This is a genomic window from Sneathiella sp., assembly GCF_036960985.1.
Taxonomy (GTDB): Bacteria; Pseudomonadota; Alphaproteobacteria; order Sneathiellales; family Sneathiellaceae; genus Sneathiella.
The window spans coordinates 13,744-27,143 of the sequence record NZ_JBALWD010000042.1; the positions used below are offsets into that span (position 1 = coordinate 13,744).

General features: G+C 52.6%; 14 protein-coding genes. 10 read left to right on the top strand and 4 right to left on the bottom strand.

What is annotated here, in order from left to right; translation table 11 throughout:
• Positions 1 to 229: 229 nt before the first annotated feature.
• From hemE to rho, 4 genes are all read left to right on the top strand, one after another.
• The gene (hemE, locus tag V7723_RS17750; RefSeq protein WP_335685839.1) at positions 230 to 1,276 is read left to right on the top strand and encodes a uroporphyrinogen decarboxylase; all 1,047 of its coding nucleotides are present in this window, start codon (positions 230 to 232) and stop codon (positions 1,274 to 1,276) included.
• A 12-nt stretch (positions 1,277 to 1,288) separates the two neighbouring features.
• The gene (gene hemH / locus V7723_RS17755; RefSeq protein WP_335685840.1) at positions 1,289 to 2,320 is read left to right on the top strand and encodes a ferrochelatase; all 1,032 of its coding nucleotides are present in this window, start codon (positions 1,289 to 1,291) and stop codon (positions 2,318 to 2,320) included.
• A 19-nt stretch (positions 2,321 to 2,339) separates the two neighbouring features.
• A complete protein-coding gene (gene hemJ, locus V7723_RS17760; protein WP_335685841.1) occupies positions 2,340 to 2,792 on the top strand; it encodes a protoporphyrinogen oxidase HemJ in 453 nt (150 codons plus the stop codon).
• Between the two features lie 202 nt (positions 2,793 to 2,994).
• Entirely contained in the window at positions 2,995 to 4,254 is a 1,260-nt protein-coding gene (rho, locus tag V7723_RS17765; RefSeq protein ID WP_335685842.1) for a transcription termination factor Rho, read from the top strand.
• A gap of 70 nt (positions 4,255 to 4,324) precedes the next feature.
• Here the strand turns inward: rho and V7723_RS17770 are convergent, their stop codons facing one another.
• The 3 genes from V7723_RS17770 to V7723_RS17780 are packed head-to-tail and all read right to left on the bottom strand — an operon-like array spanning position 4,325 to position 7,853.
• Positions 4,325 to 5,299, bottom strand: coding sequence for a quinone oxidoreductase family protein (locus V7723_RS17770; protein WP_335685843.1), 975 nt, complete (start codon positions 5,297 to 5,299; stop codon positions 4,325 to 4,327).
• Between the two features lie 45 nt (positions 5,300 to 5,344).
• Entirely contained in the window at positions 5,345 to 5,824 is a 480-nt protein-coding gene (locus V7723_RS17775; RefSeq protein ID WP_335685844.1) for a methylated-DNA--[protein]-cysteine S-methyltransferase, read from the bottom strand.
• Positions 5,811 to 7,853, bottom strand: coding sequence for a thioredoxin domain-containing protein (locus V7723_RS17780; RefSeq protein ID WP_335685845.1), 2,043 nt, complete (start codon positions 7,851 to 7,853; stop codon positions 5,811 to 5,813). The genes V7723_RS17775 and V7723_RS17780 overlap by 14 nt, the downstream gene beginning before the upstream one ends.
• Positions 7,854 to 7,975: 122 nt before the next feature.
• Here V7723_RS17780 and V7723_RS17785 point away from each other — a divergent pair, with 122 nt between their 5' ends.
• Both V7723_RS17785 and mnmE read left to right on the top strand, forming a co-directional pair.
• Positions 7,976 to 8,218: a DUF6489 family protein gene (locus V7723_RS17785; protein WP_335685846.1), complete on the top strand. Its 243-nt coding sequence runs from the start codon at positions 7,976 to 7,978 to the stop codon at positions 8,216 to 8,218.
• Between the two features lie 18 nt (positions 8,219 to 8,236).
• Positions 8,237 to 9,556, top strand: coding sequence for a tRNA uridine-5-carboxymethylaminomethyl(34) synthesis GTPase MnmE (gene mnmE, locus V7723_RS17790; protein ID WP_335685847.1), 1,320 nt, complete (start codon positions 8,237 to 8,239; stop codon positions 9,554 to 9,556).
• Positions 9,557 to 9,707: 151 nt separating this feature from the next.
• Here mnmE and V7723_RS17795 read toward each other — a convergent pair whose 3' ends face one another.
• A complete protein-coding gene (locus tag V7723_RS17795; protein WP_335685848.1) occupies positions 9,708 to 10,334 on the bottom strand; it encodes a LysE family translocator in 627 nt (208 codons plus the stop codon).
• Between the two features lie 137 nt (positions 10,335 to 10,471).
• On the opposite strand from V7723_RS17795, the gene V7723_RS17800 reads away from it, so the two are divergent.
• The 4 genes from V7723_RS17800 (at position 10,472) to V7723_RS17815 (ending at position 13,177) form a co-directional block, all read left to right on the top strand.
• Positions 10,472 to 11,032 (top strand): bifunctional transcriptional activator/DNA repair enzyme AdaA, encoded by a 561-nt coding sequence (locus V7723_RS17800; protein ID WP_443024251.1) that lies wholly within the window; start codon positions 10,472 to 10,474, stop codon positions 11,030 to 11,032.
• Entirely contained in the window at positions 11,029 to 11,529 is a 501-nt protein-coding gene (locus tag V7723_RS17805; RefSeq protein WP_335685850.1) for a methylated-DNA--[protein]-cysteine S-methyltransferase, read from the top strand. The genes V7723_RS17800 and V7723_RS17805 overlap by 4 nt, the downstream gene beginning before the upstream one ends.
• 312 nt (positions 11,530 to 11,841) lie before the next feature.
• On the top strand, positions 11,842 to 12,618 hold the full coding sequence (locus tag V7723_RS17810; RefSeq protein ID WP_335685851.1) for a Stf0 family sulfotransferase: 777 nt from the start codon (positions 11,842 to 11,844) through the stop codon (positions 12,616 to 12,618).
• Positions 12,619 to 12,799: 181 nt separating this feature from the next.
• Complete coding sequence (locus V7723_RS17815; protein WP_335685852.1) at positions 12,800 to 13,177, top strand: VOC family protein; 378 nt, start codon at positions 12,800 to 12,802, stop codon at positions 13,175 to 13,177.
• Positions 13,178 to 13,400: the final 223 nt, after the last annotated feature.

Here is a 13,400-nt window from a genome sequence, read left to right on the forward strand (position 1 = left end):
CGAGGAGTGAAAAAAAGTTATCCCCGTTTTACCTATTTTTACAGAAAAACAAATCCGCCTTTAGCCGAACTTCGTACACAATGTTGAGAAGGACTGGATTTTATCCCCAGATTTTCTATAAAGGGTGTGAATGAAATTTAATCCCCAGCTCTCACAGCCAACAACAACAACTACAACCTTTTTATATAAATATATATAGAAGGGGATAGAAATTTGGAAGGTACTGTCCGTGACAACGACACCGACGAAACTCATGCTCAGAGCTCTTTCTGGAGAGATAACCGAGCGTCCCCCTTTCTGGCTCATGCGACAAGCCGGTCGGTACCTACCCGAGTATCGGGCTACCCGGGCACAAGCCGGTAATTTCCTGGATCTTTGCTATAATCCCAAGCTGGCAGAAGAAGTAACCTTACAGCCGTTGCGCCGCTATGGCATGGATGCCGCTATTTTATTTGCTGATATCCTGTTGATCCCCGATGCGCTGGGACAGCCTTTGGATTATCTGGAAGGAGAAGGCCCGGTCTTGGACCCCGTTCGCTCGGCAGGGGATTTATCCAAGCTGAACTTGGACAATATCCATAAAACCCTGGAGCCGGTATACGAGACGGTTTCCAGATTAAGTTCATCCATTCCCGCGGATTGTACGTTAATCGGATTTGCTGGAGCGCCCTGGACAGTGGCAACTTATATGGTCGAAGGCCGTGGATCCAAGGATTATGTCAATATCAAAAAATGGATGTATGGCGATCCCGTAGGATTTTCGGCCCTGATTGATATTCTGGTCGATGCGACAATAGCCTATTTATTGAAGCAGGTTGAAGCCGGGGCCGAAGTTATACAGATTTTCGATACCTGGGCCGGTGTACTGCCGGATGACGAGTTCCGTAAATGGGTGCTGGGACCGACTAAACGTATTGTTGAGGGGTTGAGGCATCATTATCCTGAATTGCCTGTCATTGGCTTTCCCAAGGGCGTTGGCGGCAATATTATAGACTTTGTCGAGGAGACTGGTGTCACCGCCGTCAGTCTGGATACGGGAACGCCGTTGGATTGGGCAGCTCGTAACGTGCAGACCAAGGTTCCGGTGCAGGGAAATCTTGATCCTATATTGCTGGTTCAAGGGGGCGCCGCTATGGAAAATCGTATTTCAGAGATTATCAATCGCATGAAGTTGGCACCGTTTATTTTTAACCTTGGACATGGAATTATTCCGCAAACACCGCCGGAACACGTAGGGGCTCTCAGCCAGCTAATCCGGGACGGTTCAACCTCTTAAGGGATATTTTTTATGGCGCGTAAAGCAATAGTGCTGTTTAACCTGGGAGGTCCAGATAGTCTGGAAGCGGTTCAGCCATTTTTGTATAATCTGTTTATGGATCCGGCAATTATCCGGCTGCCCACACCCTTGCGGTTTCTCGTTGCCAAGCTGATATCCACGCGCCGGGCGCCGGTAGCGCAGAAAATATATGGTCATCTTGGCGGATCCTCACCGCTTCTGCCGCAAACTCGAGACCAGGCAGCGGCACTAAAATCAGCATTGTCTGCTGCCAATCCAGCGGATGACTATGAAACCTTTATTTGCATGCGCTATTGGCATCCGATGAGCGGCGAAACCGTAAAATCTGTTCAATCCTATGAACCTGACGAAATTATTCTGGTTCCGCTCTATCCTCAATATTCATCCACCACGTCGGCGTCCTCTATCGCGGATTGGCATCAAGCGGCGAAATCTGCCAAGCTCGATGTTCCAACGGCAACGCTTTGTTGCTATCCCATGGAAAAAGGCCTGATTTCCGCTTATGCGTCGCTGATTATGGAAAAAATACAGGGAATGGACCTCAGCACTACCCGGGTTTTGTTTTCCGCCCATGGGTTACCACAAAAAATTGTTGATGCCGGAGATCCGTATCAGTGGCAAATCGAACAAACATCGCAGCGGATTGTTGATAAAATGGCACTTGAGGGGCTGGATTGGAAAGTCTGTTACCAAAGCCGGGTAGGGCCCATGAAATGGCTGCAACCGTCCACTGATGATGAAATAACGGCCGCGGGATCGGAGGGAACGTCGCTTGTTGTCATTCCCATCGCTTTTGTCTCGGAGCATTCGGAAACCTTGGTGGAATTGGATATCGAATACGCGGAATTGGCGAAAAAATCTGGCGTTCCCAACTATAAACGGGTTGACACAGTCGGCGTGTCCGATGATTTTATTGCTGGACTGGCCTCGTTGGTACTGCGTCTGAAAGTAGGCGAGGTAACCAGTGAGCAAGGCGGGCGCATATGCCCAAGCGGATTTTCAGATTGCGCGTTGGCGTCGTGACGCCACATAAGAGGAAGTAATGGGCGACATACTGGTTGATATCTATCCTTGGGTAAAATCCCTGCACATCATTTCTGTGATCGCCTGGATGGCCGGCATGTTTTATCTGCCGCGGCTGTTTGTTTATCATGCGGATGCAGACGTCGGCTCTGACAAATCAGAAACCTTTAAAATCATGGAACGACGGTTGCTGCGCGGCATTATCAATCCGGCCATGATCATGACGTTTATTTTTGGTGGATTACTGTTGTTAACCCCGGGTATTGTCCATTGGGGGGATGTCTGGATCTGGTTGAAACTGGGGCTGGTCATCTTGATGTCCGGTTATCACGGCTATTTATCGCGCTGGCGCCGGCAGTTTGAGGCCGATGACAATCAGCGGCCCGCAAAATTCTATCGCTGGGTTAATGAAGTGCCAACGGTTTTGATGGTTTTTATTGTTATCCTGGTTGTTGTAAAACCGTTTCAATAGACATATCTTCGAGATTAAAGCAGTTGACTAAAAGTTGGAAAGCTGCAATAGACTATTAACTTCTTTGGAATATATCTTTTCCACTGTTTCATTGCCTTATTTAGTGAAAGAGCAATCTGTCGGCAGTCACAAGCTGATTTTTCCCAAACGTAAAATCTACCCGTCTTGATCTGACCTTATCCCAAACACAATAGAAAATTACATGAATCTTCAAGAACTTAAACTAAGAACCCCAGCGGAAATTCTGGCTTTAGCGGAAGAGCGCGAAATTGAAAACGCCTCGACCTTACGCAAACAGGAACAACTTTTCGCCATTCTCAAACATGAAGCGGAAAATGGTGCGGAAATCACCGGCGGCGGGGTTTTAGAAATCCTGCAGGACGGTTTCGGATTTCTCCGCTCCCCGGATGCCAACTATTTGGCCGGTCCGGATGATATTTATATCAGCCCGAGCCAGATCCGACGATTTTCCCTGCGTACCGGCGATACGGTGGACGGGCATATTCGCAGCCCCAAAGACGGCGAGAGATATTTTGCCCTCCTGAAAGTCCAGAACATTAACTTCGAAGACCCGGAAAAGGGTCGCCACAAAATCAACTTCGACAATCTTACCCCGCTTTATCCAGATGAGCGCATCAAACTGGAAACTCCCGACCCCACCGAAAATGGTATAAATTCAGCCCGCGTGATTGACCTGGTCTCACCGCAGGGTAAAGGCCAGCGGGCCCTGATTGTGGCCCCGCCCAGAACCGGTAAAACCGTTCTCCTGCAAAATATGGCTAATTCCATCACCACCAATAACCCGGAAGTCTATCTGATCGTTCTGCTGATCGATGAGCGCCCGGAAGAAGTAACCGACATGAAACGCTCGGTTAATGGTGAAGTGGTGTCGTCAACGTTTGATGAACCCGCCTCCCGCCATGTTCAGGTTGCGGAAATGGTCATTGAAAAAGCCAAGCGCCTGGTTGAACATAAACGCGATGTGGTGATCCTGCTCGACAGTATTACCCGTCTGGCCCGTGCCTATAACACGGTTGTTCCGTCCAGTGGTAAAGTCCTGACGGGTGGTGTCGATGCCAACGCCTTGCAACGGCCGAAACGGTTTTTCGGCGCGGCGCGGAATATCGAAGAAGGCGGCTCGCTGACCATCGTGGCGACGGCGCTGATCGAAACCGGCTCGCGGATGGACGAAGTTATCTTTGAAGAATTCAAGGGCACTGGTAACTCGGAAATCATCCTCGATCGTAAACTCTCCGACAAGCGCGTCTTCCCGGCCATCGACATTACCAAGTCCGGAACCCGGAAAGAAGAATTGCTGGTCGACAAGGGCACCCTCGCCAAAATGTGGGTGCTGCGGCGGATCCTCAATCCTATGGGAACCACCGATGCCATGGAATTCCTCATCGACAAGCTCAAGCAGAGCAAGTCCAATGATGATTTCTTCGACAGCATGAATACATAATCAAAATCAACTAGTTAAAGAAAAAGGCGCCCCATGTGAGGCGCCTTTTTTATGGAAGGATCTAACGACGCTAGACCGTAAACACTGTTGATCCGGTGGTTTTGCGGCCTTCGAGATCCTCATGGGCTTTGCGCACCTCTGACAGCGGATAAGTCTGGCCGATATTGACTTTAAGCGCTCCGCTGGAGACCATGTTGATCAAGTCCCCGGCGGATTTTTCCAGATCAGCTCGCGATGCGTTGTAATCCATCAGGCTGGGCCGGGTCACATAGACGGATCCTTTCGCCCCCAAAATGGCTAGATTGATATTTTCCACCGGGCCGGAAGCATTACCGAACGACACCATCAAGCCGCGCGGCGAGAGACAATCGAGAGAGCCTTCGAAGGTATCCTTGCCAATGGCATCATAGACAACGGGCACACCCTTGCCGTCGGTGATTTCCTTGACCCGATCGGCGAAGTTCTCCGTGCGGTAATTGATGGTATGGGTCGCGCCATTGGCTTTCGCCAGCGCGGCTTTTTCATCGGATCCTACGGTCCCAATCAAGGTCGCGCCAATATGCCGGGCCCATTGGCAGGCCATCAGGCCAACCCCGCCGGCGGCCGCGTGAAACAGGATGGTATCGCCCTTTTTTACCGGAAAAGTCCGCTGTAACAGATATTCGGTGGTCATGCCTTGCAGCATCATTGCCGCTGCGGTCGCATCATCAATGCCGTCCGGGATCTTGATCAAGCCTTCGGCCGGCATCACCCGGGCTTCGGCATAGGCACCGATGGGCCGTCCCGCATAGGCAACCCGATCGCCGACAGACAAACCAACGACACCGTCGCCCAGTTCCTCGATCACGCCGGCGCCTTCCATGCCCAGACCATTGGGTAGCGGGGCCGGGTAGAGGCCGGTGCGGAAATAGACATCGATATAATTGAGGCCGACGGCATTATGACGGATGCGGACTTCTCCCGCGCCGGGCGCGCCAACCTCGACATCTTCCCATTTCATCACCTCCGGGCCACCGGCTTCATAGAATCGAACTGCTTTCGTCATTGTTTTTACTTCCTTTGTACGAGTGTCATGCGCCAATTAAATTACTTATAAATCAAGGGTTTGCTGTTCCGGCGGCAGGGCCTTTTCCAGTTTCAGCAAAGATTTTTTAGTGTCCAGACCGCCAAGGCCGGAATAACCGCCCATTTGGCCACCCGCTGCCAGCACGCGGTGGCAGGGGATAATGATCGGAATGGGATTGGCCCCGCAGGCCGTGCCGACTGGTTGCGCCGCCGTCGTCAGCGCTTTTGCCAGGTCGCCATAGGATTTTGTCGTCCCGGCGGGGATTTTCAGCATCTGGTCCCAAACCCGTTTTTGGAAATCCGTCCCCGGCGGATCCAGCGGCAAATCAAAATCGCCGATGTTGCCGTCAAAATACTGGTTGAGTTGTTCTATGGCTTTGGTGAGCAGCGGCGTTTCCGTTTGCCATTCGGCCGGGATCCATCCCCAATCGAGGGAAATAACCTTGCCGTCTTCTTCGGTCACCGTCAGATCGCCCACCGGGCTATGCATACTAAGCTGGGCCATGAACCTGTCCTTCTTTGAGCAGGGCGCGAAACGCCACCGCCGTATTGGCCGGTGCCGAACAGACCGGACCGGTACAGACATAGACGGTCGGCTTGCCCTCCAGTTTGGTTTTGCCATTGGCCGGATGGTCAAACGGCAGGGTCTCGGTTTCGCTGATCACATTGACAATTCGTGTTGGAATGCTGAAATCATTTAAAACACTAATAAGATCAATGGTTTGAGCTTCACTCCGCTCGCCAATGATAACGATCTGGCGGGCATTGATCAGGGTTTCGAAATTGTTTAACAAAGTTGCCAGCGGGAAGAAGTTACGACCAACCTCAGCCGAGAAATGTCGGACCATATCCGTCGCTGCCTCGAACGGCGCCCGCTCTCCGGTCAGTAAATGCAGCTTGGCGAGAACTTCCAGAACCACGCCATTACCTGAGGGGACGGCGTTGTCATGGGCATTTTTGGTGCGCACAATCAACGCTTCGGCATCATCGGCCGTATAGAAATAGCCGCCGACCGTATCATCCCAGAAATGTTTATCCAAAATGCCGACCCAGGTCTGCACCCGCTCCAGATAAAACGCCTTCCCAGTGATTTCATACAAGGTCAAACCGGCTCGGCCCATATTGGCATAATCATCGAGCACGCCGCTATGTTGCGCCCGGCCGAGACGATAGCTATGGAACAGCCGTCCGTCCTTATCCATGGAATGTGTGGTCAGGGCGACGAAAGCAGTTTCCGCCGCATCAATCCAGCGGGCTTCACCGAAATACTGTCCGGCGCGGGCGAGGGCGGCAATCATCAACCCGTTCCAGTCCGTGAGGACCTTGTCATCAAGACCCGGATGAATGCGGGACTTCCGCGCTTCAAACAGGATATTCCGGCAGGCCTTCAAGCTGGCTTCGGTCTCCACATCCTGCATATCGGGGTAGGTGAGGCGGTTGAGAATATTGGTTTCTTCCCAGTTTCCCTCGTCACTGACATCATAGACCTCGCAGAAATGCGGCCCGTGATCGGGTAGAAGCGCCATGACGTCAGCCTTGGACCAGACATAAAACTTGCCTTCCACGCCTTCGCTATCTGCATCGATGGTGGCGGCAAACCCGCCGTCTGCGGTGACCATTTCACGCAAAACCCAGTTGATGGTCTCATAAATCCGCGCTTCAAACAGCTCCGACTTGGTTTCATGATGGACGGTCAGAAGTAAATCGAGAAGCTGCGCGTTGTCATACAGCATTTTCTCGAAATGCGGTGCCAGCCAGCGGGCATCTGTGGAATAGCGGGCATAACCGCCGGCCAGATGGTCATAAATACCGCCTTGCGACATCACGGTCAGCGCCTTGATGACGATTTCCGCCAATCCTTCATTGCCGGTGCGTAGATAACTCCGCCATAAAGTCTCCAGCACATAGGTTTGCGGGAATTTCGGGGCGGAGCCAATGCCGCCATATTCCGGATCGGCTTCTTCCCCAAAGCGCGCGGCGATACGATCAAGCACTTCCAGGGTCAATTTAGGACGATCCCCATCGAAGCCTTTGTTATGCTGTTGCAGCGCAGATTTCAGCGCATCGCGGTTCTTGGTGACTTTTTCCGGCTCATTTTTGAAAATATCCGACACGGTCTGCAGCACATTGGTGAAGCCGGGCCGACCATAATTGTTACCGGGCGGAAAATACGTGCCGCCCCAGAACGGCTCCCCGTTCGAATTGAGGAACATGGTCAGCGGCCAACCGCCTTGCTCGCCAAGCAAGGAAAGGGCGCTTTGATATATCTGGTCAATGTCCGGGCGTTCTTCGCGGTCGACCTTGATATTAATAAACAACTCGTTCATTACCGCGGCTGTCGCCTCATCCTCGAAACTTTCATGGGCCATCACATGGCACCAATGGCAGGCAGCATACCCGACACTGAGCAGGATCGGTTTGCCTTCGGATTTGGCGAGGGCGAGGGTTTCCTTGCTCCAGGGCTGCCAATGCACCGGATTGTCCTGATGCTGCAGAAGATAGGGGCTGGTTTCCTGGCCCAATAAATTTTCCATGGCTAAACCCTGTTGTTCACCGGGTGATCCGGTGTAAAAGAAACTAAGACTTTTGTTGTACCCCACCCGGGACCACTGGATCAATACGGCCAGACCTTTTCCCGACAAAAGGAGCGTTGGACATGAAGATTAATGTAGATATTGATTGTACGCCACAAGAAGCAAGGACTTTTTTAGGGTTACCCGACGTGGAGAAGATGCAAGAAGCCGTCATGGCCGAGCTGCAAGCCAAAATGATGGAAAATGTCAACACCCTCGATCCGGAAAGCATGATGAAAACATGGTTGCCCGCCGGCGTTCAGGGCATGGAGCAAATGCAGAAAATGTTCCTGTCACAATTCGGCATGGATCCGACCAAGAAATAAGCGGAGCAGGCGCCTTTCATGTCCAGTGATACTATCTTTGCCCTGGCCAGTGGCCGCGGCCGTTCGGGCGTTGCTGTGGTCCGTCTGTCGGGACCTGGCGCCACGGCGTCTCTGGCGGCGCTCACCCGTCAGGAATTGCCGGAATCTCACCGTGCAGTGGTCCGGGATATTGTCACAATAGACAAAAAAACCATTATAGATCAATCACTTGTCATATTTTTTGCGGAGCCCAACAGCTTTACCGGTGAGGATGTGGTCGAGCTGCATTTGCATGGCGGACCGGCTATTCTAACCGCCTTGTTTGACCAATTGGCGGGCTTGAAAGGCTTGCGTCCCGCCGATCCGGGTGAGTATACGCGGCGGGCGTTTGAGAACGGCAAGCTGGACCTGACGGAGGCTGAGGGTCTCGGTGATCTGGTCAATGCGGAGACCGAAGCCCAGCGGCATCAGGCCCTGCGCCAGATGCGCGGCGCTTTGGGGGCAATTTATGACGGCTGGCGGTCAGAACTAATCGGCAGCCTTGCCCATCTGGAAGCGGATATCGATTTCCCCGATGAGGATTTGCCCGGCGGTGTGGCCGCAGCTATTTCACCGCGGATCCGTGAGCTGAAAACCGACCTTGAGACCCATCTTGCCGACGGGCATCGCGGTGAGAAAATTCGTGACGGTCTGGATGTGGTGATTATTGGGGCGCCCAATGTCGGCAAGTCCAGCCTGCTCAACATTCTGGCCCGGCGAGATGCGGCCATCGTCTCTGAACAGGCCGGAACCACCCGCGATATTGTTGAGGTACATCTGGATCTGGCCGGCTATCCGGTGACCATCGCCGATACAGCGGGATTGCGCGACGCCGGTGATATGATTGAACGCGAAGGGGTGCGGCGGGCCCGGGCGCGGGCCGAACTGGCCGATATCCGTATCCTGATGACCGCCGCCGATGATCCGGTGATCCCGGAAGATTTCGCCGATTTACACCGGCCTGAAGATTTTTATGTAATCAACAAGATAGATCTCGGAGGCGCGGGGGACGGCCCAACCGGCAGTCTGTCCTTATCCGTGAAGACCGAGGCGGGGCTGGAGGAGTTTCTGGCGGCGCTGGAAACGGAGGTGGTCCGCCGCCTTGATGTCTCCGGGGCCCCGGCACTGACCCAACTGCGTCACCGCTTGGCGCTGGAAGAGTGCGTTGCTGCGCTGGAGCGTTTTCTGGTCGCGGGCGAAGCCGAGCTGGCCGCAGAAGACGTCCGCCTCGCCGTCCGCGCCCTGGGCCGCATTACCGGCCGTGTCGATGTGGAAGATATTCTGGACGTGGTATTCGGCGATTTCTGTATCGGGAAATAAAGGCTGATCTGGGTCAATCTCTTTTTGGGATCAGGACCAATAAACAACTGCACAGCAGACGTCTGGTTTGAGCCCAATCTGACCAATGCTGCGCACGTCGCCAACGTCTGCTTCGACGACTTCGTTAGTAAAAGCTTCGGGGGCAGAATCCCTATCGACTTACGCCGACACTTGCCATTTTCACACCGACGTAAATTAGCGCTCCGCCTGCGGCCTTGTTTATCAGGTTTACCACCCAACCTTTAAGGCCGCCTCGTGCAATCCGGTCTCCCAGAAACCCATAGGCGCTGTATGAAACCAAATCCATAACAAGGGTGATGAGGCCCATGATCATCAATTGGGGAAGAATTGGACGTTCGGGCTCAACGAACTGAGGGAGAATGGCTGCAAAATACAAGAGTGCTTTAGGGTTAGCGACCTCGACAACAAACCCTTGGGAAAAGAGTTTGCCCCAATGTGTTTGCCGTTTTCCAACACTTACACTGATCACTCCAGAGCGGCTGAATATGGCGTTAATCCCTAGCCACAGCAGGTAGGCAACCCCAGCCCATTTGATGATCGAGAAAACCAAATTTGAAGCTATGATCAGCGTGGCGATACCTGTTGCTGACAAAACAAAATAGACAACATTTGCAAAGGCTATGCCGCACCCACCTGCAAGCGCCCGCTTACCTCCGTTGGCCGCACCTTGTGAGGCCACGGTAATCGCCGCCGCCCCTGGAGAGAAAACAACGACGGCGGTCGTGACCAAGAAAAGGATGAAAGTGTCGAAAGGCATATATTGTATTCCTGCTAGCTGTGAATCATATGTCAGTCGGAGGACTACAATATTCATCTCTTACAGACTCGCCGTTTTCGGACCTGACCAACCGACTGGTCTGGCATTGCGCTAGTTGGGTTGCTAAGTTCCGTTTCATGCTAGATTTTGAGACGTGTAACACTGCGCGATTGAGGCGCGATCCAAGCTTCGACGGAAGGTTCTTCACCGCTGTCAGCACGACAAGAATCTACTGCCGTCCGGTCTGCCCCGCGAAACACTCCCTTACGAAAAATGTCAGCTACTACCCAACTGCTGCTGCGGCAGAGCGTGCAGGTTATCGCCCCTGTCTGCGTTGTCGTCCTGAGACAGCACCATTCTGCGCCGCATGGAATGGAACCAGAACAACCGTTGAACGGGCCTTGCGATTAATCGACGAGGGCGCTCTGGACGCCGGTAATGTCAATGATCTTGCAGACCGGCTAGGCGTCGGTGCAAGACATCTATCTCGGCTGTTTGCCAAGCATATTGGGGCATCTCCTCTTCAAACGGCTCAAACCCTTCGAATTGGACGCGCCAAGAAGCTGCTGGACACGACGACACTCCCTATTACAGATATAGCCTTCCAAGCGGGTTTTGGCAGCGTGAGACGCTTTAATGCGACCTTCTCAAAACTCTACGGGCGCCCGCCTTCCTCCATTCCCAGGCCGAAACGATGACCGAACTAAGCTATACACATATCGATAGCCCTGTGGGTTCGCTACTGGTCGCAGGAGATGACGACGCGCTGCATTATTTGTGCTTTCCTAACAGCCCCAATGCAATCGCGCCACGATCAGATTGGCACCAGACAGATGAACCGTTTTTGGAGGTACGGCGTCAGCTTACTGCCTATTTCAATGGTGAATTACGGCAGTTTGATCTTCCTCTTTTTCTGATAGGAACAGCTTTTCAAAAAAGTGTTTGGCAACACCTGTCCACAATACCTTTTGGAGAGACGCAAACTTATGGCCAACTGGCGGCCACTCTCGAACGTCCCAAAGCAAGTCGTGCAGTGGGTGCCGCAAATGGGAGCAATCCGATTGCGATCATCCTGCCATGTCACCGGGTAATAGGAGGAAACGGCTCGCTAACCGGCTTTGGCGGAGGTCTTCCAACAAAGGAATATTTACTACGTCACGAAGGGGTGCTCACTCCGTCTTTCTTAAAGGACTAAGGTGCTATTTCGGCTTGCTCCGCAGAGCGCCCGCGATACACATTCGGACTACACGATCATGACTATACTCTCCCAAATCCCAAAAGCTGCCATTCGACGAAGCAATCCAACCGGCAACATTGTCCGCATTGCCGCCATAGCATCAAATAGATTCCCCTCGTGCAGCGCCCGTCCTCTTCTGGGTATTCGTCCCAGTTGAGTGGTTTTTGCCGTCGGCCTGTTTTCCAATATAATGCACGAAGCGACCGTGAAATCGTAAATGCTATCTGTCTGGTTTCGGTGTAAATCCGCAAGAAAGAGAATTAGCCCTGAATGCCCGAACCGTCTTACAAATCTTACATCATCTGCACGAGTCCCCGGAGCGGTAGTACCCTGCTTTGCAACTTGCTTGCCGCGACCGGAAAATCCGGAAATCCCGGATCTCATTTCCACACTCCGTCACTATCTAGCTGGCTGAAAACATACGAGCTTTCCAGAGATGATTTTACCTCAGACCATGACGCATTAAGCGCTGTATTTGATGCGGCTCGCAAGCAAGGTACTGGTAACACTAGGTTTTTCGGCCTGAGATTGCAAAGAGGGAGCTTCGACTACTTCCTGCAACAAGTGAGTATTCTTCATCCGGGGCTCAACAGAGATCTAGATCGTATTGAAGCCGCTTTTGGACATACCCTGTTCATTCATCTGACGCGCCCAAACAAGCTCTATCAGGCGATTTCGCACGTCAAGGCACTCCAAACGGGGCTCTGGCACATGTCAGCAGATGGAACAGAACTGGAGCGGCTGTCAGCACCAAAAGAGCCTGTCTATGACGCCAGTAGGATTGCCCGCCATCTTGCTGGGCTATCCGCATTGGATGACGCGTGGAAAGCCTGGTTTAACCGCGAGAAATTGCACCCTTTGCAGATTACCTATGATGAACTTTCGGATGATCCTCGGGACGGGCTTGCACGAATACTGGATCAACTGGGACTGGATCGAAAGGTAGCGCGTGATATCAACCCGACAGTTGCAAAGCTGGCGGACGCGACAAATCGAAGGTGGGCGGAGCGCTTCCTCGCCGAAAAGGATGACGGCCAAAGCCGGTGATCAGGAGGGCCGGTTTCGTCCGCATTTCCGCCAAACATCAAACAGTTTCTTTCTTGCTGCAATCGTCTTCTGGGTATTCGTCCCAGTTGATTGGTATTTACCGTCGGCCTGAATTCTAATATAATGCGTAAAGCGACCGTAATTGACTGGAATGCTGCGTAAATGCAGGTTTTCCAATGAGGTGAGGAATAGAATAGTCTTACTCAAAATCGACCATATTCAGCTTGCTATGCCGGTCGGCGAAGAGGAGTCAGCGCTTCGGTTTTATTCTGACGCACTTGGGATGACGGAAGTGCCTAAACCCGAAAACCTCGCCAAACGAGGCGGCTGTTGGTTTCAAACGGGAGATGTTCGCGTACATCTCGGCGTACAAATCGATTTCAAACCCGCGACCAAAGCGCACCCGGCCTTTGAAGTTGATGATTTTGATGCGTTGTGCGAACGATTAGATGCGGCAGGATTTCAGTGCAATGACGATGAGCCTCTAATTGGGTTTCGCCGAACCAATGTGTCAGATCCCTTTGGCAATCGACTTGAATTGATGGCGCGCACGGATTAAGCCACGGATAAATAGTCACTCCGGCTGCATTTTAGCCAAAGCACTAAACAGGACCCCTCTTGCCGCAACCGTCCTCTTCTGGGTATTCGTCCCAACCCTAGCCGGCCTTATCGAGGCCGCGGATAAGCGCGGGAAGTTCCTCGAAATCGCGGAAAATGGCCGATGTAATGGCCGTTTCCGGCGGCGGGAAAACAGTATTATGTTTCCAGATTGTTTTCATACC

Coding starts and splice junctions, on each gene's coding strand:
- hemH (WP_335685840.1), top strand. CDS start 1,289: ATGGCGCGTAAAGCAATAGTGCTGTTTAACCTGGGAGGTCCAGATAGT.
- hemJ (WP_335685841.1), top strand. CDS start 2,340: ATGGGCGACATACTGGTTGATATCTATCCTTGGGTAAAATCCCTGCAC.
- rho (WP_335685842.1), top strand. CDS start 2,995: ATGAATCTTCAAGAACTTAAACTAAGAACCCCAGCGGAAATTCTGGCT.
- V7723_RS17770 (WP_335685843.1), bottom strand. CDS start 5,299: ATGACGAAAGCAGTTCGATTCTATGAAGCCGGTGGCCCGGAGGTGATG.
- V7723_RS17775 (WP_335685844.1), bottom strand. CDS start 5,824: ATGGCCCAGCTTAGTATGCATAGCCCGGTGGGCGATCTGACGGTGACC.
- V7723_RS17780 (WP_335685845.1), bottom strand. CDS start 7,853: ATGGAAAATTTATTGGGCCAGGAAACCAGCCCCTATCTTCTGCAGCAT.
- V7723_RS17785 (WP_335685846.1), top strand. CDS start 7,976: ATGAAGATTAATGTAGATATTGATTGTACGCCACAAGAAGCAAGGACT.
- mnmE (WP_335685847.1), top strand. CDS start 8,237: ATGTCCAGTGATACTATCTTTGCCCTGGCCAGTGGCCGCGGCCGTTCG.
- V7723_RS17795 (WP_335685848.1), bottom strand. CDS start 10,334: ATGCCTTTCGACACTTTCATCCTTTTCTTGGTCACGACCGCCGTCGTT.
- V7723_RS17800 (WP_443024251.1), top strand. CDS start 10,472: ATGCTAGATTTTGAGACGTGTAACACTGCGCGATTGAGGCGCGATCCA.
- V7723_RS17805 (WP_335685850.1), top strand. CDS start 11,029: ATGACCGAACTAAGCTATACACATATCGATAGCCCTGTGGGTTCGCTA.
- V7723_RS17810 (WP_335685851.1), top strand. CDS start 11,842: ATGCCCGAACCGTCTTACAAATCTTACATCATCTGCACGAGTCCCCGG.